The organism is Stappia albiluteola (assembly GCF_014050225.1).
Lineage (GTDB): Bacteria > Pseudomonadota > Alphaproteobacteria > Rhizobiales > Stappiaceae > Hongsoonwoonella > Hongsoonwoonella albiluteola.
The window spans coordinates 25,091-50,114 of sequence record NZ_JACFXV010000030.1; the positions used below are offsets into that span (position 1 = coordinate 25,091).

At 63.9% G+C, this 25,024-nt stretch carries 20 protein-coding genes; 14 read left to right on the top strand and 6 right to left on the bottom strand.

Features of this window, described 5'->3' with window-relative positions; translation table 11 throughout:
* Positions 1 to 464: 464 nt before the first annotated feature.
* Positions 465 to 2,405 (top strand): autotransporter assembly complex protein TamA, encoded by a 1,941-nt coding sequence (locus H2509_RS01590; RefSeq protein WP_209001738.1) that lies wholly within the window; start codon positions 465 to 467, stop codon positions 2,403 to 2,405.
* Between the two features lie 36 nt (positions 2,406 to 2,441).
* Positions 2,442 to 6,788 carry a translocation/assembly module TamB domain-containing protein gene (locus tag H2509_RS01595; RefSeq protein ID WP_182161628.1) on the top strand — a complete coding sequence of 1,449 codons (4,347 nt, stop codon included), beginning with the start codon at positions 2,442 to 2,444 and terminating at the stop codon, positions 6,786 to 6,788.
* A gap of 35 nt (positions 6,789 to 6,823) precedes the next feature.
* Here the strand turns inward: H2509_RS01595 and H2509_RS21235 are convergent, their stop codons facing one another.
* Positions 6,824 to 7,582, bottom strand: coding sequence for an FKBP-type peptidyl-prolyl cis-trans isomerase (locus H2509_RS21235; RefSeq protein WP_182161629.1), 759 nt, complete (start codon positions 7,580 to 7,582; stop codon positions 6,824 to 6,826).
* A gap of 721 nt (positions 7,583 to 8,303) precedes the next feature.
* Between H2509_RS21235 and H2509_RS01605 the strand changes: the two genes are divergently transcribed.
* A complete protein-coding gene (locus tag H2509_RS01605) occupies positions 8,304 to 9,875 on the top strand; it encodes a L,D-transpeptidase scaffold domain-containing protein (protein ID WP_182161630.1) in 1,572 nt (523 codons plus the stop codon).
* A gap of 5 nt (positions 9,876 to 9,880) precedes the next feature.
* On the opposite strand, the gene H2509_RS01610 is transcribed toward H2509_RS01605, so the two are convergent.
* Positions 9,881 to 10,513, bottom strand: coding sequence for a glutathione S-transferase N-terminal domain-containing protein (locus tag H2509_RS01610; protein ID WP_182161631.1), 633 nt, complete (start codon positions 10,511 to 10,513; stop codon positions 9,881 to 9,883).
* 268 nt (positions 10,514 to 10,781) lie between these two features.
* On the opposite strand from H2509_RS01610, the gene H2509_RS01615 reads away from it, so the two are divergent.
* From H2509_RS01615 to H2509_RS01640, 6 genes are all read left to right on the top strand, one after another.
* Positions 10,782 to 11,360 (top strand): YceI family protein, encoded by a 579-nt coding sequence (locus H2509_RS01615; protein ID WP_182161632.1) that lies wholly within the window; start codon positions 10,782 to 10,784, stop codon positions 11,358 to 11,360.
* Between the two features lie 65 nt (positions 11,361 to 11,425).
* Positions 11,426 to 12,010 (top strand): cytochrome b, encoded by a 585-nt coding sequence (locus tag H2509_RS01620; RefSeq protein WP_182161633.1) that lies wholly within the window; start codon positions 11,426 to 11,428, stop codon positions 12,008 to 12,010.
* Positions 12,011 to 12,059: 49 nt separating this feature from the next.
* Positions 12,060 to 12,620: a YceI family protein gene (locus tag H2509_RS01625; RefSeq protein WP_182161634.1), complete on the top strand. Its 561-nt coding sequence runs from the start codon at positions 12,060 to 12,062 to the stop codon at positions 12,618 to 12,620.
* 149 nt (positions 12,621 to 12,769) lie between these two features.
* Positions 12,770 to 14,404: a fumarate hydratase gene (locus tag H2509_RS01630; protein ID WP_182161635.1), complete on the top strand. Its 1,635-nt coding sequence runs from the start codon at positions 12,770 to 12,772 to the stop codon at positions 14,402 to 14,404.
* A 400-nt stretch (positions 14,405 to 14,804) separates the two neighbouring features.
* On the top strand, positions 14,805 to 15,404 hold the full coding sequence (locus H2509_RS01635) for a L,D-transpeptidase (protein ID WP_182161636.1): 600 nt from the start codon (positions 14,805 to 14,807) through the stop codon (positions 15,402 to 15,404).
* 145 nt (positions 15,405 to 15,549) lie between these two features.
* Positions 15,550 to 15,915: a cytochrome c family protein gene (locus tag H2509_RS01640; protein ID WP_182161637.1), complete on the top strand. Its 366-nt coding sequence runs from the start codon at positions 15,550 to 15,552 to the stop codon at positions 15,913 to 15,915.
* 19 nt (positions 15,916 to 15,934) lie between these two features.
* Here H2509_RS01640 and H2509_RS01645 read toward each other — a convergent pair whose 3' ends face one another.
* Positions 15,935 to 16,303 (bottom strand): gamma-butyrobetaine hydroxylase-like domain-containing protein, encoded by a 369-nt coding sequence (locus H2509_RS01645; RefSeq protein ID WP_182161638.1) that lies wholly within the window; start codon positions 16,301 to 16,303, stop codon positions 15,935 to 15,937.
* A gap of 321 nt (positions 16,304 to 16,624) precedes the next feature.
* On the opposite strand from H2509_RS01645, the gene moaA reads away from it, so the two are divergent.
* The 4 genes from moaA to H2509_RS01665 all read left to right on the top strand — a co-directional run bounded on the left by moaA (position 16,625) and on the right by H2509_RS01665 (position 19,687).
* Positions 16,625 to 17,614 carry a GTP 3',8-cyclase MoaA gene (moaA, locus tag H2509_RS01650; protein WP_182161639.1) on the top strand — a complete coding sequence of 330 codons (990 nt, stop codon included), beginning with the start codon at positions 16,625 to 16,627 and terminating at the stop codon, positions 17,612 to 17,614.
* Positions 17,615 to 17,617: 3 nt separating this feature from the next.
* Entirely contained in the window at positions 17,618 to 17,941 is a 324-nt protein-coding gene (locus tag H2509_RS01655) for a hypothetical protein (protein WP_182161641.1), read from the top strand.
* A 127-nt stretch (positions 17,942 to 18,068) separates the two neighbouring features.
* Complete coding sequence (locus tag H2509_RS01660) at positions 18,069 to 19,229, top strand: iron-containing alcohol dehydrogenase (protein ID WP_182161643.1); 1,161 nt, start codon at positions 18,069 to 18,071, stop codon at positions 19,227 to 19,229.
* Between the two features lie 14 nt (positions 19,230 to 19,243).
* Entirely contained in the window at positions 19,244 to 19,687 is a 444-nt protein-coding gene (locus tag H2509_RS01665; RefSeq protein ID WP_182161645.1) for an acyl-CoA thioesterase, read from the top strand.
* 357 nt (positions 19,688 to 20,044) lie between these two features.
* Here H2509_RS01665 and smpB read toward each other — a convergent pair whose 3' ends face one another.
* Entirely contained in the window at positions 20,045 to 20,521 is a 477-nt protein-coding gene (smpB, locus tag H2509_RS01670) for an SsrA-binding protein SmpB (protein WP_182161647.1), read from the bottom strand.
* A gap of 34 nt (positions 20,522 to 20,555) precedes the next feature.
* Positions 20,556 to 21,434: a 4-hydroxy-tetrahydrodipicolinate synthase gene (dapA, locus tag H2509_RS01675; protein WP_182161649.1), complete on the bottom strand. Its 879-nt coding sequence runs from the start codon at positions 21,432 to 21,434 to the stop codon at positions 20,556 to 20,558.
* 495 nt (positions 21,435 to 21,929) lie between these two features.
* On the opposite strand from dapA, the gene H2509_RS01680 reads away from it, so the two are divergent.
* The gene (locus tag H2509_RS01680; RefSeq protein WP_182161651.1) at positions 21,930 to 22,838 is read left to right on the top strand and encodes an alpha/beta fold hydrolase; all 909 of its coding nucleotides are present in this window, start codon (positions 21,930 to 21,932) and stop codon (positions 22,836 to 22,838) included.
* Positions 22,839 to 22,935: 97 nt separating this feature from the next.
* On the opposite strand, the gene H2509_RS01685 is transcribed toward H2509_RS01680, so the two are convergent.
* A complete protein-coding gene (locus H2509_RS01685; RefSeq protein ID WP_182161653.1) occupies positions 22,936 to 24,249 on the bottom strand; it encodes a porin in 1,314 nt (437 codons plus the stop codon).
* Positions 24,250 to 25,024: the final 775 nt, after the last annotated feature.

Genomic DNA, 25,024 nt, shown 5'->3' on the forward strand with positions numbered 1-25,024 from the left:
TATGGCTTCGTTGCGAATGTTCATCTGTCGGCGTGACCCGCGGGTCACACGCATCGCCTGCGCGACCCGACGAAATACGATCAACATAAAAATTTAGTGAAAACAGCGCATTGCGCGTCTTCCATCATCGATGGCTCACCCAAACCCGCGCAAACGTGACGTCATGGAATCGACTGCGTAGAAGGGAACTTCACCCGCATTTCTCGGCGCCGGCGTCAACTTACGATACGTAATATCGACAATCGGGCCACACCGATTCTGCCGGGCGGAATTAACGCCGCGTTTCCATGCTCATAGGATGCTGAAAACATGATAGGATTTGTTGGGAACTTGGCGCATGCGCCGGGCGTGGTCAGGCACGGGAAGTTCCACGCCTTGCGGCCTTGCGCCAAAGACCGGTAAACCTTGGCTCCCGGGCATCGCGCCTTGCCCGTGAACGAGACTTGAAAGACGCGAAACCGATAGTGCCGAGTAACCGAGTCGCCAAGAGCAAAGGCTGGATCGTGCCGCCCCCTGCGGTTGCTTTTGTATGCGCCCTTCTCGGCACCTCGGTTTTCCAGGTCGAGAAGGCGTATTCGTTCGAGATTTTCGGCTTCACGCTATTTGGCGAAAAGAAAGAGGAGCCGTCCGTCTCGGTTCCGGACCCCCTGCCCTATACCGCGACGATGACGGTAACCGGCGACGGCAGCGAACTTGAGGAAGGATTGCAGTCGGCTTCCGAGCTTGTGTCGAATCAGGATCAGCCGCCATCGGGCGAGGCCGGCCTGATCGCCCGTGCCATCACCGACTTCGAGCGCCTTGTCGGGAGGCTCTATCTGGATGGCTACTACGGCGGTACCGTGGACATTCGTCTGGGCGGCGTACCATTGCAGCAGGCACTGGAAAGCGGTGACATTCCAGACACCCGCCCCGTCCCCGTGACGATTGCCGTCGCGGCCGGGCCGGTCTTTTCTTTCGGTGACATCCGCATCGTCTCGTCTGACGGGAAGCCCTTGCCAGGCAATGTGTCGGATGCTTCGCGATATAACCTGAAACCGGGGGAGACCGCGGGCTCCGGCAAGATCCTCGCCGCCGAGAAAGAGGTCGTGAGCGCGCTTCGGGCGCTCGGTTATCCGCTTGCGCGTATCGACGAGCGCGAAATTGTTGCGGATCACAAGACGCGCAAGATCGACGTGACGCTGAGGGCCGACCCCGGCAGGGAAGCGGCCTTCGGCACGGTTTCCGTCGAGGGCACGGAACGCACGGATCCGGAATTCGTGCGCACCTATTCCATCATCCCGACCGGCCGGCGCTACGACCCGGAAGCCCTCCGCACGGCGGAAAAGCGGCTGAACGATCTGGGCATCTTCTCCAGCGTACGCCTGGTGGAAGGCGACACGCTGACGCCGGACGGGATGCTGCCGATCACCATTCAGGTGCTTGAACGGAAGCGAAATGTCATTGGAGTGGGCGCAAACTGGTCAAGCTCCGAAGGCTTTGGCGTCGAGAGCTACTGGCGGCGGCGCAACCTCTTCGGCAAGGGAGAAACGCTGAGCATCGAAGGGTCCGTCGGTCGCCTCGGCGAGGAATCCCTGACCGAGCTCGAATACGCCGCCCGTATCGCCTTCGAGAAGCCCGGCGCTTTCGGCCCGATGACGAAATTCACCACCAGCCTCGGCGCCAAGCAGGAACATCCCGACGCCTACCGCAGCCGCAGCATCACGGCGGACGCTTTCCTCGTGCACGAATTCAGCGAGACGCTGACCGGCCGTGTCGGCGCGGAGGCCTTCTTCGCCGACGAGCAGGACGTCTTCGGCGACCACGACTATTTCCTGGTCGGAATCCCGGCGGACCTGCATTTTGACAATCGCGACGACAAGCTGAACCCGACCAGGGGCGTCAATGCGATCCTCTTCGGCGAGCCGGCCTACGACATCCGCAATTCGCAGGCGATGGTCTTCCTGCAGGGCGACGTTTCCACCTATGCCGCGCTGGACGACGCCAGTCGCTTCGTGCTGGCGGGCAGAGCCGCCACCGGCAGCATCCTCGGCCCTTCGCTGGAAGACATACCGGCTTCGCGCCGCTATTTTCTCGGCGGTGGCGGCACCATACGCGGCTATGCCTATCGAAACGTGGGGCCGCGGCTGAACGGCGAAGTCACGGGCGGCCGCAGCTTCGTCCTGGTCTCCGGCGAGGTGCGGGTAAGGGTTACCGAAACCATTGGCCTCGCCGCCTTTGCCGATGCCGGCAACGCTTTCGACGCCATGTATCCGGACTTTTCCGAGCCCCTGAAGGTGGGCCTTGGCGCCGGCGTGCGCTATTTTACCCCCGTCGGACCCTTGCGCGTCGATGTCGCCGTACCGCTTTCGCCCGACAAGGATGATCCCAGCTTTGCGGTCTATATCGGCCTGAGCCAGGCCTTCTGATCGCCAACCCTCGTTCCAGAAACACGAACGGCATCTATGCGAATCCTGCGTCGCCTCCTGAAGGGAACAAGCATTGCGCTGCTCGGCATCGCCACGCTTGCGCTGGCCCTGTTCGCCTCCCTGCAGACCGACCCGGGCCGCAACCTTCTTGCCGCAGCAATCAATCATTTCGGCTCCACGCCATCGGCGGGCATCACGGTTCGGGATGTGCGGATCGGCTGGGATCTCAATGCGTCGGTTGGAGCCCTGGCGCTCAGCGACGCCGGCGGCGTCTGGCTGGAAGCTGACAACCTGTCCGTGGACTGGGAGCCGGCAGCCCTCCTCAACCGCATGGTCAGGATCAAGGCTGTCCGGCTCGAAACACTCGACGTCAAGCGTCGCCCGCAACCTGCCCCGAACGAGGTCGAAAGCGAAGCTTCAGAAAGCGGCGGCATCACGCTGATTCCACTGGAGGTTGGCGAACTCGCCATTCGCGACATCATCCTGCAAACGCCAGTCGTCGGTGCGCCCTTGCAGCTCACTGCATCCGGTTCGTTTGCGATGACGAAGAAGCCTGCGGCCATCGATGGCTCCCTTGCCGTCACTCGCACCGACGGCGAGGCTGGAAGTCTCTCCGCGGAGGGGCGCTTCCTGCCTCAGGAGGGACGGCTCGCATTCGACCTTGCCCTCGAAGAGCCGCGCGGCGGCCTCGCGGCGAGGCTTCTTGAGATCGAGGACCTGCCGGCAATCGATTTCAAGCTCACCGGAGACGGCCCGCTCGACAACTGGGCCGCGCAGCTCGCACTGTCGCTTGACGGCCGCCAGACGGTGTCGGGCGATGCAAGGCTTGCCAGCGAGGCGGATGGTTATCGTCTGGCCGCCAGCCTCGACGGCGAATTGAGCCCGCTCGCCCCTCCGCTGATGGAGGCGTTCCTTGCAGGCCGCACCTCCCTGTCCTTGCTTGCCGATCTCGATCAGGCCTTCGCGCCGAAATCGGGGAAGCTTTCCCTGTCGACCGCCACACTCGACCTTGATGCCGAAGGCGAAGGCGATCTGCCGAGCGGCCGCGTATCGGCAGATGTCGATCTGAAATTGTCGGCCGGCGACAATGCGCTGATCGCGCTCGACCTTGCCGACCGCCGCGTCACCATCGGCGACACCACGCTGAAGGCTACGCTTTCCGGCACCCTGGAAGCGGCCGACTGGACGCTCGACCTCGATGCGCGAAACCCGGGCACCGCGGAAGCCTCGCTCGCAGCCCTGACGCTGCAGGCCTCGGGCAAGGGCGCAAGCCTTGACGGGGCCGACGTGAAAAGCCCCTTCGACCTGGCGTTGAGGGCCACCGACATCGCCACGCGGCTCGAGCCGCTGCAGCCGCTCGACGGCAATCTCGACCTGACGACGACGGGCAGGCTCGACAGTTCGGAAATGCTTGTCGAACTTGGGCAGACAACCCTCTCGCTGGCGCGCGAACGGCTCACACTTTCGCAGGCCAGGCTGACGCCCGATGCAGTGACCGCGAACGGCGCCGTCAGCCTGCCCGATCTATCCCGCTTTGCGCAAATCGCGCGGCAGCCGCTCGGCGGCGCCGTCGAAGGCACGTTCTCGCTCTCAGGCGACCCGAAAGCGTTGTCCGTGTCCGGCTCGGCCGATCTCTCCGCTTCCGCCCTGAAGACCGGCGTCGCACAGGCGGACCGGCTGCTGGCGGGCACGACCCGGCTCAGCGCCGCCGGCTCCTACGCACCCGCGAGCGGCGTCGCGATCGAGCGGCTCGGGGTGACCGGAACAGACCTGTCGCTTACCGCAAACGGCAACACGGATTTCGAGACTCTGGACGGCATGGCCGACCTCACCCTTGGCGCGCTGTCGCGCCTCGATCCACGGGTGAAAGGGAGCATTTCCGCCACCGCCTCGCTTTCCGGCGCCATCAACGCACTTGCCATCAAGGCCGATATCACATCCGACGAACTGGAACTTGAGGGGAAGGCGCTGAAGGACCTGGAGGTCAGTGCCGATCTCGTGGCGGACCGTTCCGCCCCTTCCGCCGATGTCGAACTTGCGGGCACGATGGACGGCAAGCCGCTTGTTGGCAGCGTGAAGCTCAAGTCGGAAGGCGACGGGTTCACCGCCGATGCCCTGTCGCTTGCCGTCGGTGCCAATCGCATCGACGGCAACCTGCTGGCGCAGGACATCACCGCGTTGCCCGCGGGGCTGACCGGCAACCTGAAGATCGATGCTCCGGACCTTGCCGATATCGGCCCTCTTCTCCTGACGGAGATTTCCGGCTCGCTGAAGGGCACGGTATCGATCGCGCCGGAAAACGGCATTCCCGTCATCCGCAGCGACGTCGACGGCGAGGCGATAGCCGCCAAGGGCGTCACGATCGGATCGGCCAGGGTGCAGGCAACGGTTTTCGATCCGCTGGGCGAGCTTCGCGCCGAGGGGGCGGTTTCGGCGAAAGACATCGCGAGCGGCGGGACCACGGTCGAGACCCTTGCCCTGACCGCGAAGAACCAAGGGCCGCGTACGGATATCACGCTCGACGCACGGCTTGCCGGATCGGCCGGCAAGGACGGCATTTCGGCCGCCGGCGCGATCGTCTCGGGCGCGGACCGGATCGACATTTCCCTCGATGCGCTGGACGGCACCTGGCAGGGGCTGAAGACCGGCCTCGCCGAGCCGGCCCGCATACGCGTCAGCGGGGGCAGCGCAACCTTCGAGGCCTTTTCTCTGCAGCTTGGCAGCGGCACGGTCGCAGTCTCCGGCACTGCCGGCGAGACGCTGGACCTCAACGCCACCGTCAATGCCGTACCGCTGGCGATCGCCAATCCCTTTGCCGGCAATCTCGATCTTTCCGGCACGGCATCGGGCCGGGCGCGGGCAACCGGCGCCGCCTCAAACCCCGCCGCCGACTGGCAGATCGAGCTTGCAAGCGTATCGGCAGCGCCCCTGCGATCCAACGGCATTCCGCCGCTTTCCGTCAGTTCGAAGGGAACGTTGAAAGGCAAGACGGTCGATCAGACGACTGTCGTCAGCGGTCCCGGCGGAATGCAGCTCACCGCCGCCGGCACGGCGAACCTCGGCTCTCCCATCAGCGTGGACATGACCGTCAAGGGCCGCGTTCCGGCCGAGATCGCGCGCGAGAAGCTCACCCTGTCGGGGCTGTCGGGCAGCGGCGCGGCAATCGTGGACGCCAGGGTCAACGGCCCGCTCACCGGGCTCAGGTTCTCCGGCACCGTTACACCCGAAGGCCTGCAGGTCACGGTCCTGTCGTCCGGCCTGACGGTCACCGATTTCACCGGCAACATCGCCATCACCAACGACGGCATCGAGCTTCGACAGATCCGCGCCCGCCTCGCCGGCGGCGGGACGCTCGCCGCCAGCGGCACAGTCGGCCTGACCGGCGGCATGCCGGCCGCGATCAGCGTCACCCTGGACGACGGCCACTACATGGACGGGAGCACGATATCGGCCGTGCTGAACGCGGCGCTCGATCTTACCGGCCCGCTGGCCGATCCCGCGCGCGGCGCAAGGCTCGCGGGCTCCGTATCGATCGAACGGGCAGATATCAACATTCCCGAAAGGCTGCCGGGCGCGATCAGCCCCGTTGCGGTTCGCCACGTCAATGCACCGCCCAGGGTCGCCCGGCAGGTCGCAGCACTGCGCCGCGACGAGGGCGACGGCGCGGGCGGCGGCGGCACCGCGCCGATCGCACTCGACGTGACCGTCAGTGCTCCCGGCAAGATCTTCGTGCGCGGCCGCGGTCTCGATGCGGAACTTGGCGGCACGCTGCGTCTCGTCGGCACGACGAACGACCCCCAGGCGATCGGCGGCTTCAACCTGATCCGCGGCCGGATGCGGATATTGAGCCGCACGCTGGACTTCTCGAAGGGCGTCGTCACCTTTACCGGTTCGCTGATGCCGCGCATCGATTTCGAGGCGACGACGACCACGTCGCAGGCAAGCGTCGTCATCGCCGTCCGGGGCGAGGCCGAGGCGCCGGAAGTGACGCTGTCCTCCTCCCCCTCCCTGCCGCAGGACGAAATCCTGGCGAACCTGCTGTTCGACCAGAGCATCTCTAATCTGTCGCCGGGGCAGATCGCGCAGCTGGCCGCCTCGGTCGCCACGCTCACTGGCGGTCGGGGCGGCGGTCCGCTCGGCAAGCTGCGGGAGAGCCTGGGACTCGACACCATCGACGTCACCGACGGCGGCAAGGACGGTCCGTCTGTCGCGGTCGGAAAATATATCAACGACAATATCTATCTCGGCTTCACTCAGGGCACGTCGGGTGCCTCGAGCCGGGTTACCGTCGATATCGATGTCTCTAAAAACCTGAAACTACGCGGCGAAATCGGTGCCGACGGAGAATCGAAGACCGGCATCTTCTTCGAGCGGGAATACTGACCGCCCGGCCAATGCCGGCCCCGCGTTTATCGGCCTCAGCAGAGCCAGCATCCGTCGGGCGCTTGCGCCTGCGTCACCGGATTGCCGTCCGCGATCCACTTGCCGATGCCGGCCGAGACGTTGCGGATCTTGCTGTAACCCGCCCTTTCCGACAGGAAACGCGAGACGACGAGCGAGCGGGCTCCCTGCTGGCAGATCAGCACGATCTCGTCGTCCTTGCCGGCAAGAGCTGAAAGGTCGTCGAAGAAGGTCGGGTTTACCTGACCCTGCGCGTCGAAAAAGGTGAGCAGCTTGCTGCCTTCGATCACGCCGGTTGCCTTCCATTCGTCGGGCCGGCGGATGTCGACCACCGTTGCGCCTTGCGATAGCTTCTCCTTCAGGCCGTCATTGTCGAGGTTGGAGAACTTGGAGCCCGTCACCTTCAGCAACTCGATCTCGAAGCGGAGCGTTGCGTCGGGCGGAATGACGCCGCCGGCGCCCCGGCTGCCATAGGCCAGTTCCGGCGGAATGATGAGTTCCCGCTTGCCGCCCACCTTCATGCCGATCACGCCCTGCTCCCAGCCGCGAATGACGCGCCCGACGCCGGGCGTGAATGAAAACGGCTGCTGACGGTCGAGGCTGGAATCGAATTTCGTGCCGTCTTCCAGCCAGCCCGTGTAATGCACCGTCACTTCCGCGCCGACGACCGCCTCCTCGCCGGTGCCGATGACGATCTCCCGGATCTGCACTTCCTGCGCAAAGGCTGGGGCGGAAAGAACGAATGCGACGGCGGCCGCCATCAATTTCCTGAGCATGGGCTAAAACTCCGCGGTCCGGCCCGGCAGTCCCCGCCGCCGAACCTTGATGATGCGCAGAACATAAGGCCGGCTCGCTCGCATGCAAACCAGCCAAATTGGCCTGGAGGAACACGTTTCGGTCAGAGCGCGCCGGTGCTGCCATGCGAGATGGGCCTTTCAGGTTCCGTAACGAAATAATTGCATTCGGCGCCGTTGAAATTGGTTGTATCCGCACCGAGCCGCACCTTATGATTAAAAAAAGGCGGGCGTGGACCCGTGTCTTGGGAGGAAGAAATACGGGTAGCTGCGCGAATGCCGCGACAGCGAGAAATCGCGCGACCTGAAATTCTCCGATCAAAATCAACCGCCCACCGATCCGGTATGGTGACGCCGTACCGGATGGTGACGTTCACATATCCAACCGCAGCCGGCGGAGGGGCATCGACAGAAAGGCGTGGGGAATGCCCATCAAACTACCGCTACTGAAGAGAAGGGGCATATAAATATTCCGCATCTCAAATCCACAAACCCTGATAATTATACCAATCATAACAACACCCCTTAGGTATATATGCATCAAATATGGATATATTATCTAAGTTTGACTTTATATTCTCGCCCTTTTTAGAGAATAATGGCTCATGGCATTAGTCCGCGAGGGAGCACGGACGCTTTGTATTTTATCAGGCAATATATCGCTTATCCGGCGCTTTATTCACTATGCGCCCTGGTCGGACTGATGCCGGTTTCGTCCACCCTTGCGGAACGCCCGCAGGAGCCCTTGATCCTGCAGGTGCGCGAAGTCCTGGCCGAGGAACCCAAGCTCCCCCTGCCCGTTCAGGCCCGCCGCGATGACCTGCTCGCCTATTACGGCGACGACAGTTCGATGCCGCTGTGGATCGGCACCGGCAATATGGCGAAATTGCTGGACCGTCTCGGACGCGCGTCGCTGGATGGATTGAACCCGGAAAGCTATCCGCTCGAATTCCTCGAAGATCTGTCGGACGAAGCCCGGACCGCGCCCGCTCCCCGGCTGGCGGAGATCGAACTCTGGTACACCGCGCATTTCCTGCGCTACGCGGAGGACCTGAAGACCGGCCGCGTCGTACCGCGCATGGTGCACCCGGATGCCTATATGCCCCGCAAGGCCATCATCGGCGTCAATGTCCTGACCGCTCTGCAGCAGCTGGGCGATGTCTCGGTCTTCTTCAATGCGTGGGAGCCCTACAATCCGACCTATCGAAGGCTTCGCGAACACCTCGCAGCGTTTCAGGACATGGCCGTCACGGGAGGTTTCGTTCAGCTGCCGCCGGGCAGAGATGTCGAAACCGGCGAGACCGACAGTCGAATTCCGCTGTTGCGCCGGCGTCTTGCCGCGGAAGGCCTGATCGGATCGACGACGGGCGACGCGGTGCTCGACGACGGCCTTGTCACGGCGTTGCGCAAGGCCCAGCACCGCTACGGCCTGGCCGAAACGGGCAAGCTCGATGCAGCGACGGTCATAGCGCTCAACATCCCGATCGAGCGGCGGATCGAACAGATAGAACTCGCCATGGAGCGTCAGCGCTGGCTGCCGGAGCTGATCCAGGGCATCACGCTGCTGATCGATAAGGAACAGGGCAAGCTGCAGCTCATCGAGAATGGCCGCCTGCGCAAGACGTTGGAGGTTTTCCCGAACTGCCCGGATCGCCTTGGCGTCATTCGCGCTGCGGCGCTGAAGGAAATCGCGCTCAATCCGGCATGGAACGTGCCCGCCGGCTACCTTGGCGAAACCTTGCTGCCATTGCTCAAGAAAGACCCTGCCGCATTGGCTAAACAGGGCTTCAGGCTCTCATGGAAGGGCGCCGAAGTGCCGCTCGCCTCTCTGCCCTGGAAGGACATTTCGGAGCGGGAGATTTCCATCCGGCAAGACGATATCCGTCTGTCCCTGGCCCCCGGACCCGCCAATCCGCTCGGCACCTTCCTCATTCGTTTCGAGGGTACGTCCGACATGTTCATCCACGCGCTCGCCGAAGCCCCGCAAGACGGCAGCCGCTGCGACATGGCGCTGCCCTCGACCGCATTCGGCATCGTCGGCGGTCTCGATTTTGTTGCGGAGCTGATCGATCCAAGGCTGCTGCCGGTGACAGGCCTGAAGGAGTTGATCGCACGCGGTAGCGCGGTGACCTTTCCCGCCCGCCAGAACGCGATGGCGATTGCCCTGTTCCAGTCCGCCTGGATCGACGAGCGGGGCGATATCCGCTTCGGCCATGACGTCAATGGCGAGGACCGCCGTCTTCGCCAGGCCCTCGTCGGGCGCTTTACCGGATAGCTTGCCTAGTGAGGCATGGGGATGGGGCCGACATCGACAGGCACGCCATAGCCGGCAATCACCGCGGGGCGCGCGGCAACCGTCCTGTACCAGCGCAGCACGTTCGGATAGGCGGTCAGGTCGATCTGCTGCCATTCGAAGCGTGCCGCCCAGGGGAAGATCGCGATATCGGCAATCGAATAGTCGCCGGCCACGTATTCATGGCTGGCCAGTTGCCGGTCGAGCACGGAATAGAGCCGCTGCGTCTCATTGAAATAGCGCTCCTCGGCATAGGGCGCCTTGCCGGAATTGTATTTCAGGAAGTGGTGCGCTTGACCGAGCATCGGGCCGAAGCCGCCCATCTGCCACATCAGCCATTCGATCACGCGCAGCCGCTCCGGCAGGGGCGATGGCAGGAACTTGCCGGTCTTCTCTGCGAGGTAAAGCAGGATCGCGCCGGATTCCATCAGGCTGACGCCGGCTTCGCGGTCGACGATGGCGGGGATCTTGTTGTTCGGCGAAATCTTCAGGAACGCGGGACGGAACTGCTCGTCCTTGCCGATATCGATCGGGTAGACCGTATATTCCAGCTCGCATTCGTGGAGCATGATGGAAACCTTGCGCCCGTTCGGCGTGCTCCACGTGTAAAGATCGATCATCGCGCTTCATCCAAATCCCTGAAACCCGGCCCAATTCTCACACGAAAGCCGCAAACCGGCCGCGTGATCCGGCTTCGTCACATTGCCCGAAGCCCGGGACGCGCACAATATCTCCCGCAGGCTACCCGCTCCGGCTGAAGTCACTGTTCGGTCTGCGGAAACAGTCAGTCAAATTGAACCATCCGCAAAAACGCACAACATCGGCATCATCGCACCGCAGCATCGAACCAGCGGCCGCATGCCCAACATCAAGCCGGAGTCCGCATCCATGATCCGCTTCGCCACCGCCGCCCTCCTGAGCGCCCTGGCCGTTTCCCCAGTTCTCGCCGAACCCATCGCCTACACGCTCGACAAGTCGCATTCCAATCTCGCCTTCTCCTACAACCACCTCGGCTATTCGACGACGAGCGGCCGTTTTGCGGACTGGAACGCCGAACTGCTGATCGACGAAGAGAACCCGGCCAATTCCACGGTGAAGATGACGATCGACGTCGCCAGCCTGGATACTTTCTGGGGCGAGCGCGACACCCATTTCAAGAGCGGCGACTTCTTCGACGTCGGCAAGAACCCGACTGCCAGCTTCGTCTCCACCAAGGTGGAAAAGGTGGGCGAGAAGCAGCTTGCCGTATCGGGCGACCTGACGATCAAGGGTATCACCAAGCCGGTGACCCTTGACGTGGTGGTCAACACGATCGGCGAGCATCCGTTGGCCAAGGTTCCCGCCGTCGGCCTCAACGCATCCACCGTGATCAAGCGGTCGGACTTCGGCATGGACCTCTACGTCCCCTACGTCGGCGACGAAGTGACCGTCACCTTCAGCGCCGAAGCGCTCAAGGCGCAGGACTGACCCGAACGACCCGGGCGCGCGCGAGCCCCGCGCGCGCCTCTTCTCCCGCAAGCAGGAGCCCGGCCATGCTGCGCAATACAAGGACAGGATACGGGGCGATCGCCATTGCCTTTCACTGGACGATGGCCGCGCTGGTCTTCGTGCTGTTCGCGCTCGGCCTCGTCATGACCGGGCTGCCGCAGACCGATCCATTCACCTTCGCCCTCTACCAGTTGCACAAGTCGCTCGGCATGACCTTCCTGGCGCTTGCCGTTGGCCGGCTGGCCTGGCGCGCCGTCAATCCATCGCCGCGCCTTCCCGCCACGATGCCGCGTCTCGAGCGTCTGGCCGCCCATCTCGGCCATGCCGGCCTTTACGCCCTGATGCTCGCCATCCCCCTGTCCGGCTGGCTGATGGTGTCCGCTTCGCCGTGGGGCATTCCGACCATCGTCTTCAATGTGCTGCCGGTGCCGCATCTGCCTGTGCCGGAGGTGCTCGGCGGCAAGGCGGAAGCCGAAGCGACGCTGAAGACGGTTCACGAACTGCTTGGCTGGTTCATGCTTGCCCTCGTCGCATTGCATGTCGCCGCCGCCCTCAAGCATCACTTCATCACGCGGGACGCTGTGCTGACCCGCATGACATCGCTGAAGCCCGCCCGTCAAACCACCTGACGCGACAGGCGATCCCGCCCGATCGATCTTCGACAAGAGGCCTTCACAAATGTCCTTCGCCGTACTTCGCCTTGCCGCTCCCCTGGCATTCGTCCTCGCCGCGTTCCCGGCAATGGCCGGCGCGCCTGTCTGGAAGGTCGACAGGGCAAGCAGCGAGCTCGCCTTCACGGCGGTACAGGCGGGCGCGCCTGTCGAGGGCCGCTTCGAAGACTGGACGGCGGAAATCTCGTTCGACCCGGCCGCGCCGGAAACCGCCCGGATCCGCACGACGGTCAATGTCGCCTCCGCCCGCACCGGCCAGGCACAGATCGACGGTACGCTGCCGTCCGACACCTGGTTCGACGCACCGGCGTTTCCCGAAGCCGTTTTCGAGGCAAGGGGTGCGACGGTCACCGGCGAAGGCAGCTATGAGGCTGCCGGAACTCTGACGATCAAGGGCGTATCGGTTCCCGTTTCCCTGCCTTTTGCCCTGGAGATCGACGGCGACACGGCCACCGCCGCCGGCAAACTGGAGCTTTCGCGCGATGCCTGGAAGATCGGCGCCGGCATTCCCGAAGGCACGGTGGCAACCGCCGTCAGCGTATCGTTCCGGATCACCGCGACGAGATAGCGCCCGGTTTCGTCCGAAAAGATAACCAGACCGCGCTTGGCGAGCGTCTCCCGAATGGCGTAAAAGGCGGCCAACGACACATGGACCGCCCGCATGCGAGCCGGGCCGAGAGGCCTGCCGCTCCGTGCGCCTGAGGGAGAGGAAGGAATATGTCCGAGCTCAAGCCGCCGCCCTACCAGCACACGCCGCTCTTTCCGCTGGGCAAGGACGAAACGCCCTATCGCAAGATCACGTCGGACCACGTATCGACCTCGACCTTCAACGGCGAGGAAGTGCTCGTCGTGGAGCCGGAGGGTCTGCGCCTTCTGGCCGAGGAAGCCTTCGCCGACATCAACCATTTCCTGCGTCCCGGCCACCTGGCCCAGCTTCGCGCGATCCTTGACGATCCGGAGGCGACGGAAAACGACAAGTTCGTCGCCTTCGACCTCCTGAAGAACGCCAATATCTCCTCGCACGGCGTCCTGCCCATGTGCCAGGACACCGGCACGGCGATCATCATGGGCAAGAAGGGCCGCCGCGTCTGGACGAAGGGCGGCGACGAGGCCGCATTGGCGGAAGGCTCGCGCGACGCCTATTTCAAGAAGAACCTGCGCTATTCCCAGCTCGCGCCGCTGTCGATGTTCGAGGAAAAGAACACCGCCAACAACATGCCGGCGCAGGTGGAGATCTATTCCGAGGGCGAGGACGCCTACAAGTTCCTCTTCATCGCCAAGGGCGGCGGCTCGGCCAACAAGACCTTCCTCTACCAGGGCACGCCGTCGCTGCTGACGCCGGAGCGGCTGATGGACTTCATCAAGGAGAAGATCCTGACGCTCGGCACCGCCGCCTGCCCGCCCTATCACCTGGCGATCGTCATCGGCGGCACCAGCGCCGAAATGAACCTGAAGACGGTCAAGCTTGCCTCCGCGCGCTACCTCGACGCCCTGCCGACCGAGGGTTCGGAGGCCGGCAACGCCTTCCGCGATGTCGAGATGGAGGCGGCGATCCACAAGCTGACGCAGGCGACCGGCGTCGGCGCGCAGTTCGGCGGCAAGTATTTCTGCCATGACGTGCGCGTCATCCGCCTGCCGCGACACGGCGCCTCGCTGCCGATCGGCATCGGCGTTTCCTGCTCGGCCGACCGCCAGGCGACCGCCAAGATCACGAAGGACGGCATCTTTCTGGAGGAGCTTGAGCGCGACCCGCACAAGTATCTCCCCGAGGTCGAGGAAGGTCACCTGTCGGACAAGGTCGTGAAGATCGATCTTACCCGCCCGATGCCCGAGATCCTGGGCGAACTGACCCGCCATCCGATCAAGACCCGGCTCTCGCTCACCGGACCGCTGATCGTCGCGCGCGACCTCGCCCACGCCAAGCTGCGCGAGCGGCTGGAGCGCGGCGAACCGCTGCCCGACTACATCAAGAACCACCCGGTCTATTACGCCGGCCCGGCCAAGACGCCGGAGGGCTATGCCTCGGGCGCCTTCGGCCCGACCACGGCGGGCCGCATGGATGCCTATGTGGACCAGTTCCAGGCCGCCGGCGGCTCGATGGTGATGCTGGCCAAGGGCAACCGCTCGCCGCAGGTGCGCCGCGCCTGCCAGGCCCATGGCGGCTTCTATCTCGGCTCGATCGGTGGGCCCGCCGCCCGTCTAGCGCAGGACTGCATCAAGAAGGTCGAGGTGGTCGAATTCGAGGAACTCGGCATGGAAGCGGTCTGGCGCATCGAGGTTGAGGACTTCCCCGCCTTCATCGTTGTCGACGACAAGGGCAACGATTTCTTCCAGGAACTCAACCTCGGCTGATCAGACCCAATCAGCCCAAGGTAATCTGGACACAAAATTGCGCCGGAACCCAAGGTTCCGGCGCTTTTATTTCGCATATTGAATTGTTGAACGCGTCTCTTTCAGGTACCCTTTTTGGGCATAAAATGAAACGTGGGATTGCAGTCCGCTTCGCCGCCAGGGAATACGCGCAATTCAACCGTTTCTTACCAAGGTAGCCGGAACATCTCTACGTTAACGAGATCGCAAGCGGCAGAAGCTATTGATATACCGCGGCAGCAATGCGGATGTTCTTGTTCGAACACCTGCATAGGCAGTCGTAAAGTGCTTTCCAGGACGGGATCGGGGCGGGCAACCGGCTGCCGGATTTCCTGATGCTGCATCTGGGCCAGGTATAGTTGAGTAAAGAGTGGGGTATGAGATGCGTAAGCTTCTCGCATGCGTAGCATTACTCGCCGCCGCCCTGGGCGCTACATCGGCCTTTGCACAAAGCGGCAATCAGTTCTTCGATCCCAACACCAAGAAATGGATTACCTACGGTCCGACCGCCCGTTACGGCGGCAAGTCGCCGATCAAGCGCGAGGTGGTGAAATACGCCGGCGCCTATAGCCCCGGTACGATCATCATCGAGACCGACGAGCGGCGCCTCTATTACGTAATGCCGGGCGGCAAGGCGATGAAATACGGCATCGGCGTCGGCCGCGAGGGCTTCCAGTGGGCCGGCACGCAGCGCATCTCGCGCAAGGCGGAGTGGCCGGGCTGGACGCCGCCGCCGCAAATGCGCGTTCGCGAGGCGCGCAAGGGCCGCAAGCTGCCGGCCTACATGCCGGGCGGCCCCAACAATCCGCTTGGCGCGCGCGCCCTCTATCTCGGCAGTTCCTACTACCGCATCCACGGCTCCAACGAGCCATGGACGATCGGCACCGCCGTCTCGTCCGGCTGCATTCGTATGGCCAATGAGGACGTGATCCACCTCTACAACCTGGTCGATGTGGGAACGAGGGTGGTTGTCCGCCGCTGACCCTGCAGGCCGGAGGCGGGCCTCGCCTCCGGCTGGCCTTCTCCGTCAAGGGTTGCGGTCGAACCGATCCCGCCTAAACTGGCCCTTCGGTCATGCGGAGGGCCATTGCCTCATGCGGTGCAATCCGGCGGAAAGGAGAAGGAGCTTGCTGGCGATGCTGGCGGCGCTTTCGGCCCATCCCGTCCTGGCGGCGGACGATCTAGCGGCGCGCGGCGAAGAGATCGCCGAGTTGCATTGCTCGCGCTGCCATGTGGTCAGCCCTGAAAACCGCATGACGGGCATTTCCTCGACCCCCTCCTTCATGATCCTGATTTCAGCCCTGCCCGACTGGCACGAGCGTTTCGCGAGCTTTTACGCTCGCCTGCCTCATCCCGCGCATGTGCGCTTCGAGGACGATGCCCCGCGTCCCGAGGATCTCCCCGCGACCACGAAAGAAGTCATTCTCAAGGTCGAGGACATCGACGCGATCGTCGCCTATGCGGAGAAGCTGGCAGCCGAGGACGGCCACTAGGCGGACCCTGCTGGCCGGATCAGCGATCCCGGCTCAATCCCTTTTCCTCAAGCTCCTTGAGATAGCCACCCCACAGCACCTCGCGCTCGTGGCCGAGCTTCAGGAAATAGTCCCAGGAGTAGATGCCGGAATTGTGCAGGTCGTCGAAATGGAGCTTCACCGCGTAGTTGCCGACCGGCTCAATCTCGATGATCGTCACGCCGCGCTTGCCGGTCACCGTCTTGCGCTGGGAGGGCGAATGGCCCTGCACCTCGGCCGAGGGCGAACAGACGCGCAGGTATTCGGCGGAAAGCTCATGCGCCTCGCCATTGTCAAAGCTGACGGTGAGGATGCGGCGATCCTTGCTCAGGCGGATCTCGGTCGGCCAGGCTTTCTTCTCTTCGCTCACGAGCGGGTGTCCTTTCCTGATTGGCCGAGACGATAGTCCTTCGCGGCGATCTGGCAAGCCCGCGCCGTGCAGACATCCGATAAATCCTCCGAAATCCTGAGCCGGAGTGTCACGCTTTTGCCGAAGATCAATTGACGCGCCGGTGCAAAACGCTACCTTCGAAGACCTGAAGCGATTGAAAAGGCAGGCGCGACGGGACGGTAAGGTATCTTGCCGTTGCGCGCGAGGCGCCGGGCCGGGGAGCGGGTTTTGGTAGCGGATACGGAAAACGGTAGCGTTCGGGCCGGTTCGGCGGCAACTTCTCCCGTAACGGGTCAGCCGATGATCGACACGTTCGGCCGCGCCGTCACCTATTTACGGGTGTCGGTCACGGACCGCTGCGACTTTCGCTGCGTCTATTGCATGGCCGAGGACATGACCTTCCTGCCGAAGCGCGAGGTGCTGACGCTTGAGGAACTTGACCGGCTCTGCTCCGCCTTCATCGCCAAGGGCGTGCGCAAGCTTCGGCTGACCGGCGGCGAGCCGCTGGTGCGGCGGAACATCATGAGCATGATCCGCGGCCTGTCGCGCCATCTTGAAAGCGGCGCGCTGGAAGAACTGACGCTGACCACCAACGGCTCACAGCTGCATCGCTTCTCGGGCGAGCTCTACGACTGCGGCGTGCGCCGGATCAACGTGTCGCTGGACACGCTGGAAAAGGATCGTTTCCGCGCCATTACCCGCTGGGGCGACCTCGGCAAGGTGATGGACGGCATCCGCGCGGCCACCGACGCCGGCCTCAAGGTGAAGATCAACATGGTGGCGCTGAAGGGCGTCAACGAGCATGAAATCCTGCCGATGACCCGCTGGTGCCACGAGCACGGCTACGACCTGACGCTGATCGAGACGATGCCGCTCGGCGAGATCGACGGCGACCGCACCGACCAGTATCTGCCGCTGTCGCTGGTGCGCGCCCGCATCGCGGAGGAATTTACGCTTACCGACATCCCCTACAAGACCGGCGGCCCGGCGCGCTATGTCGAGGTTGAGGAAACCGGCGGGCGGCTCGGCTTCATCACGCCGATGACCCATAATTTCTGCGAGAGCTGTAACCGCGTGCGCATCACCTGCACCGGCATGCTCTACATGTGCCTCGGCCAGGACGACAGCGCCGACCTGCGCGCGCCGCTGCGCGCTTCCGAAGGCGACGAGCTGCTGTTTGCCGCCATCGACGAGGCGATCGGCCGCAAGCCGAAGGGGCACGATTTCATCATCGACCGGCGCACCAAGCGGCCGGCCGTTTCCCGCCATATGAGCGTTACGGGCGGCTGAACCATGGCGCCCGCCTCGCCGCTCGATCGCTGGCCGGCAAGGATCGCAGCCGTTCTGATCGCGGTTGCGGGCCTTGCGCTGATGGGCTGGCTCGGGCGCGACGAGTTGAGTCGCGGCACACTCGCCTTCAGCGGCGGAGGAACGCCCGTTGCCGGTTCCGCGGTCGACAGCGCGCCTGCCAATCCCCGGCTTGACGCCTGCCTGTCGGAACGCGTCGGCGCGGTCGACAAGATGCGCGAGGAAGGCATCGTCACGCCGGCGCAATACGACACGTTCCGCGCACGCGCCGTCGCCTTCTGCGAGGCGGAATTCCCGCCGCAACGCTGACCCCTGGCCGGCGCCGCCGCTTTCCCGGCAAGACCGGCCTCGACTTGCCGCTTTCGATCATGCAAGTCTTCCCGCAACAGAGAACATGGTCCCGCAATGACGGGTTCGAGATCGGGAGGTCCGGGCGATGATCATGCCCTTCACGTTCAACACCACGGCGCGGATCGTCTTTGCCGAGGGCGCGGCCGAGAAGCTTGACGAACACGCCGCATTTCTCGGCAACCGCGTGCTGCTGGTCACCGACAAGGGCATGATCGGCACCGGACTCGTCGCACCTATAGCCGACGCGCTGCGCAAGGCCGGCCGGACGGTCGAGATCTTCGACGACGTGCTGGCCGACCCGCCACGGGCGATCGTCATGGCGGCGGCGGCCCAGGCCCGCCACATGGATGCAACCGGCGTGCTCGGTCTTGGCGGCGGCTCGTCGCTCGACGTTGCCAAGCTCGCCGCCCTGCTCGCTCCCGGCACCGAGAGCCTCGACGCCGCCTTCGGTGTCGGAAATGCGAAAGGCCCGCGCCTGCCGCTCGCCCTGGTGCCGACCACCGCCGGCACAGGCTCGGAAGTAACGCCCATCTCCATCGTCACCGTGGAGGACGACGAAAAGCGCGGCGTCGTCTCGCCCGTCATCCTGCCCGATCTCGCCGTGCTCGACCCGCGCCTGACGGTCGGCCTGCCCGCGCATGTGACGGCGGCGACCGGCGTCGACGCCATGGTGCACGCCATCGAGGCCTATACGTCGAAATCGGCCAACAACAATCCGCTGTCGCGCAACCTCGCGACGGAAGCGCTGCGGCTGCTGGGCGGCCATATCGAGCGCGCCGTTTCGGATGGCGGCGACATGGAAGCCCGCTCGGCCATGCTGCTCGGTTCGATGCTTGCCGGACAGGCTTTCGCCAATTCTCCGGTCGCGGCCGTTCACGCGCTTGCCTATCCGATCGGCGGCCGCTTCCACGTGCCGCACGGGCTTTCGAACGCGCTGGTGCTGCCGCATGTGCTGCGCTTCAACGCGCCGGAGGCTGCTTCCGCCTATGCGGAGCTTGCCCCGCATGCCTTCCCGGCGCTTGGCACGGGCGGCGGCACGCAGGACGTCGCGGCGCGATTCATCGAGGAACTTGCCGCCCTCACCGCTAGGCTCGGGCTTGAGACGCGCTTGCGCCAGGTCGGCATCAGCGAGAACGACCTTGCCATGATGGCGCATGATGCGATGAAGCAGACGCGCCTTCTCGTCAATAACCCGCGCGAGGTGAGCGAGGAAGACGCCTTCGCCATCTACCGCGCGGCCTATTGACGGGACGGTCGGTCATGAGCGAACGAGCCGAGCCGTTCAGCCGGGACGCCTTTCGTCTGTTCCGGCCGATCCCGACGCGCTGGATGGACAACGACACCTACGGCCACGTCAACAACGTCACCTATCTCAGCTATTTCGACACGGCGGTGAACGGCTGGCTGATCGAGAACGGCGTGCTGTCGCTGACCGCCTCCGAAGAGGTCTTCCTGGTGGTGGAAACCACCTGCAGCTATTTCAGCGAGGTGACGTTTCCCGACCTGATCCACGCCGGCGTACGGGTGGCGCGGCTCGGCCGTTCGTCGGTCACCTATGATATAGCTCTGTTTCGTAATGACGATCCGCAGGCCGCCGCCCAGGGCCGCTTCGTGCATGTGCTGGTGGAGCGCGACAGCCGCCGCCCCGCCGCGATCGAAGGCGCAAGGCGGACGCTGCTGGAGAGCATTCTGGTCACGGCGTGAGGCGGGCGCCCCTTGCCGCAGCTTCTCCTGCGTCATGCCCGGGCTCGACCCGGGCATCTATGCCGCATTGCCGCCCGCCGCTGCTTTACCATGGATCGCCGGGTCGAGCCCGGCGAAGACGCGGGGAGAGGCAGTGCGCCCATCCGGTGGCCGGGAGTAGCGCAAGCACCCGCCTCGCACCGCGGTGTCATCCCCGGCTCGACCGGGGATCCAGTAACCGACTGAACCAGTGATCAAATCTCGGGTGCCTGTGGTTACTGGATGCCCACCTGCGTGGGCATGACAGAGGTTGGGGCGACAAGAGCCCACCACCTTCCCCAAGGTTATCCACAGGTTGGAAACAGGTTTTGAACCGGTTTATCCGGCCGTTTTCAACAGCCGGCCCTTCTCGCGGTCCCAGTCGCGCTTCTTTTCCGTCTCGCGCTTGTCGTGCAGCTTCTTGCCGCGCGCCAGCGCCAGTTCCAGCTTCGCCCGCCCCTGCTCGTTGAAATAAAGGCGCAGCGGAATGAGCGTCTTGCCATCCTTCTGCACGGCGCTGGCAAGCTTGCCGATCTCGCGGCGGTGCATCAGCAGGCGGCGCGGGCGGCGCGTCTCGTGATTGAAGCGGTTGGCCTGCAGGTATTCCGGGATATAGGCGTTGTAGAGCCAGAGCTGGCCGCCCCTTTCGGCGGCATAGGATTCGGCGATGTTCGAGCGCCCTTCGCGCAGCGACTTCACCTCGGTGCCCTTGAGTTCGATCCCCGCCTCGAACACCTGCTCGATTTCATAGTTGAACCGGGCCTTGCGATTGTCGGCGACGACCTTGCGGTCGTCGCCTCCCTTTTTGGCGCTCATCGGCTGGCTGCCTTCATGCGTATCTCCGGACCGCTCAGTTCAGCAGGCCGGCATGGGTCATGGCCGCCTTGATGCGCTCCTGCGTCGGCGCGGAAACCGGCACCAGCGGCAGGCGCAGTTCGTTCTCCATCTTGCCAAGCAGCGACAGGGCATATTTCGCACCCGTCGGGTTCGGCTCGATGAACAGCGCCTCGTGCAGCGGCGCCAGCCGGTCCTGGATCTCCAGCGCGGTGGCATAGTCGCCGGCGAGGCAGGCAGTCTGGAACTGCGCGCACAGCCTCGGTGCGATATTCGCCGTCACCGAGATGCAGCCCTTGCCGCCATGGGCGTTGAAGCCGAGCGCGGTGATGTCCTCGCCCGAAAGCTGGACGAAGTCCGGCCCGCAGGCCTCCCGCTGCAGGCTGACGCGGGCCATATTGGCGGTCGCGTCCTTGACGCCCTTGATGTTGCGGCAGGTCCGGAACAGTTCCGCCATGGTCGCCGGGGTCATGTCGATCACCGAGCGGCCGGGAATGTTGTAGATGTAGATCGGAATGCCGACCTCGGCGTCGATCGCCTTGTAGTGGGCGATAAGGCCCGCCTGGTTCGGCTTGTTGTAATAGGGTGTTACGACCAGCAACCCGTTGGCGCCGGCCTTTTCCGCGTGGCGGGCGAAATCGATCGCTTCGAGCGTGTTGTTGGAGCCGGCGCCCGCCATCACCGGCACGCGGCCGCCCGCCGCCTCGATGCAGAGCTCGATGACACGCTTGTGCTCATCATGGGTCAACGTCGGGCTTTCGCCGGTCGTTCCCACCGGCACCAGCCCGTGCGAGCCCTCTTTTATCTGCCAGTCCACCAGGTCCTGGAAAGCTTTCTCGTCGACCGCGCCGTTCCTGAAAGGAGTGACGAGAGCGGGCATCGATCCCTTGAACATTGGGACATTCCTTTTGGCATTTGGTGGTTAAACTGGCCCGATATTACCGGGACCGGCACAATAGTCGGCGAACAAGTGCCGGGCAACAAGGAACGGGAGTTTTTCGGGTGCTATTGCAGGGCAACCGCAGCCCTTCCTCGGCCGTCATGCCAACTCTGCCGTCGGATGGGGCTCTGCCTCTCCCCGCGTCTTCGCCGGGCCTGACCCGGCGATCCATGAAGCGGCGGCGAAGGCTGCGGGTGTCATTTGGATACGCGGGTCAAGCCCGGCAAGGACGACCCGAGAGGTTTGGGCAAAGAGGCCGCTACAAGCTCTGTCATGCCCACGCAGGTGGGCATCCAGTAGCCGCCGATATCCGCGATTTTATCACTGAATCAGCCGTGTACTGGATCTCCGCCTGCGCGGAGATGACAGAATGCGTGGTACCCGCCTGCGCGGGAATGACAGTACAGTGAGGCCCCTGCATTTGCGGATTGGGAACAAGAGGAACACCCGATGACCTTGACCGACACTGCATGCGAGGGCGAGGAGCCGGCCTGGACAGCGCGCCAATGGCGGTCGCGAAACGGTTTACGATTGAGCGCTCGCGAGTGGTTCCCGGCACAGGGCGCGTCAGCGAAACCGGTGCCCGTGCTCTGTCTCGCCGGGCTCTCCAGGAACGCCCGCGACTTCGCCCCCCTCGCCGCCAGGCTGGCAGGAGAAGGATACCGGGTGATCGCCATGGACTATCGCGGCCGGGGCGCCTCCGACCGCGATCCGGACTGGCAGAACTATTCGATCCCGACGGAAGGCGACGATATCCAGCTCGGCCTGGAAGCTTTCGGCATCGCCGCCTGCGCGGTCGTCGGCACATCGCGCGGCGGCATTCACGCCATGGCGCTGGCCGCGCAGAAACCGGATCTGGTCAGGGCGATCGTGCTGAACGATATCGGCCCCAAGATCGAGTTCGAGGGCCTGAAACGGCTATCGGAAATCATCGGCAGGGAAATGACCGCCCCGTCCTGGGAGGCGGCGGCGGCAAGGCTGCGCTCGCTTTACGCGGATAGCTTCACCGGGCTTTCGGAGGGCGACTGGCACCGCTTCGCCCGCCAGCTCTATGTAGAGACGGACCAAGGCGTCGTGCTGGACTATGACCCGGCGCTCGGCAACGGGCTGGCGGATCTCGCACCGGATAGCGTTCCGGATTTATGGCCTCTTTTCAGTAGCTTGAAGAACATTCCTCAGATGCTGATCAGGGCCGAGAACTCCGACATCCTGAGCAATGCAACGCTGGAACAGGCGCGGAGCCTGAAGCCGGAGCTGGAGGTACTGACCGTCGAGGGGCAAGGCCATGCGCCGTTGCTGTGGACCGCGACGGAGCAGGATGCAGTCGCCTCCTTCCTGAACAGGAAGATCGCGACCTGAAACGACGGTTTGCGACACGAATAATCAAACGAAAATCAAAAAAGCAAAGCCCGGCGGTTTCCCGCCGGGCCAGCTATCGCAGTCCGGGAGGACTGGATTAGAAGGTGCGCTGGACGCGCAGCACGACGTTGACAGCGTCCTTGTCGGACAGACCGCCGATGCCCGAGCTGTAGTCGTCGTTGTAGTACTCGACTTCAGCACCGATATCGAGGCCGGAAACCGGGTTCCACACGATGTTGCCCTGGACGTTCCACTCGTCGAGGTCCTGCACGCCATTCGGATGGTCGATGCTGATGTAGCTCGCCGTGATGGACGAGTTCAGGGTCGGGGTCCAGAAGTGGGTGAAGCCCGCGCCGATCTGCCATGCGTCGGTCAGGTCGAGGTCGCCGTTCGAGAAGTCGACAACACCGTCCGCAGCCGAGCCGTTGACGTTGCCAGCATAGTTGACGGCACCCTGCGAGTACGAAGCCTGCAGGCCGACATAGTCGCCCGGAGCAAGCATCGGTACGTTGAAGGTCACGCCGGCGCCGATCGCCCAGCCGAGCTCGGAGTCCGGAGCGTAGCCGAGGCCACCAGCAGCGGTAGCGAGCGGGCCGTAGGTGGTCTTGTCATAGTAGACATGGTGCAGGGCGCCCATGATCTGGGCCGAACCCCAGCCCTGGTCGACGCGAAGATTCGCGACGAAGTCGGGGATCTTGTGGCCGCCATAGAGATCGGCTGCAGCAGCAGTGCCAAATCCAGAACCGGTCGTGAGGAGCGCGGTCGGAGCAGTACCGGTGACGATCGTCGTCGTCCCAGTAATCGCAGCAACACCGAGGATCGAACGACGACGGTCGGTGCCGTCTTCGGCCGAGACCGAAACCGAGAAACCGTTGCCGAAGGCGTAGGTGTAACCGAACAGGTTCTGGTCGCCGTTATCGGAGAAGCCCTGGTTGAACACCGCACCCCAGTTGTTGCCGGTGTAGAAGTCGTAGAACGACGTCGTACGGCCGGCGGTCAGGCCGCCGAACTGGATGAAGGCCTTGTCGAGGTTGACGCTGTCATTCGACGAGGAGCCGGTCGTGTTGGTCACGAACAGGTCCAGGTAGGTGCGCAGCAGGCCGAACTCGGTGTTGGTGCGGGAGTCGAGACGGATATAGCCACGAGCACGGAAGGCCGTGGAGATGTCGCTGTCTTCGTCCCAGGAGTTGTCGGAATCACCGAAGTCGTTGAAACGGAATTCCGTACGGATACGGCCGCCAACGCGCAGGCAGGTCTCGGTGCCCGGAATGTAGAAGAAGCCCGTACCGAAAGCGTCGCAGATACGGACGTAGTCTACCGGCTCCGGAGCAACCGGGAGATCGGCCGCCTGGGCGCCGGTAGCAGCAGCGGCAGCAGCCGCAGCGCCGAGCAGAATGCTCTTGATGTTCATTTCCTGACCTCCAAATCAGTCAATCGAGGAGCCTGGCCAGTGCAGGGGCACCTTGAAGTGCCAGTCTCCGTTTCCCCGCGAATGAAGTCTGATTGCCACCGTTCGGAGGTTGGATGTCCGTGGCGGGCAATTCAGGTGCGACGTTTCCGCCGCTCGCAAGACTGACCATACGCAACCGGACTTGCGGTTCAACCGCGAATAGCCCGCTTCGGCCTTATGGCGGCCGTTTCAAATCTGCGTGTTGCACGAAAGCCACGAAACGGGGGGCGGAATTTAAGATATCGTTCAGAAACGGGCACTTTTTCGACTGAACCGGGCTGTTGAAAGAGTGTCACAGATCGGCATTCCGCAGCGTCTTCAAAGGGAATCACACAGGAGAATCGCTGCGACCCGAAGTAGCCGATTCAGCCTGTTTCCCGCTTCCGGAGGGGCGGTGCGGGCGTTGCCCAGCACTCGGATGTCATCCCCGGCTCGACCGGGGATCCAGTAGCCGCCGGACTCAGTAGCTGAATCTCAAACCCCGGCGGTTACTGGATGCCCACCTGCGTGGGCATGACAGAGTGAGTGGCCGCTTCTCTGCCACCCCCTCGATTCGTCATGCGCGGGCCTGACCCGCGTATCCAGGCAGCGCCTGATCTTGCCGCCACCGCCCATGGATCGCCGGATCATTTCCTATTACTGGGCCCGGCGAAGACGAGGGGAGAGGCCGTGCGTCAAGTCGAAGGTCGCGAGTCAGGCAGGCGTCTGCCCGGCACACCGATGTCATCCCCGGCTC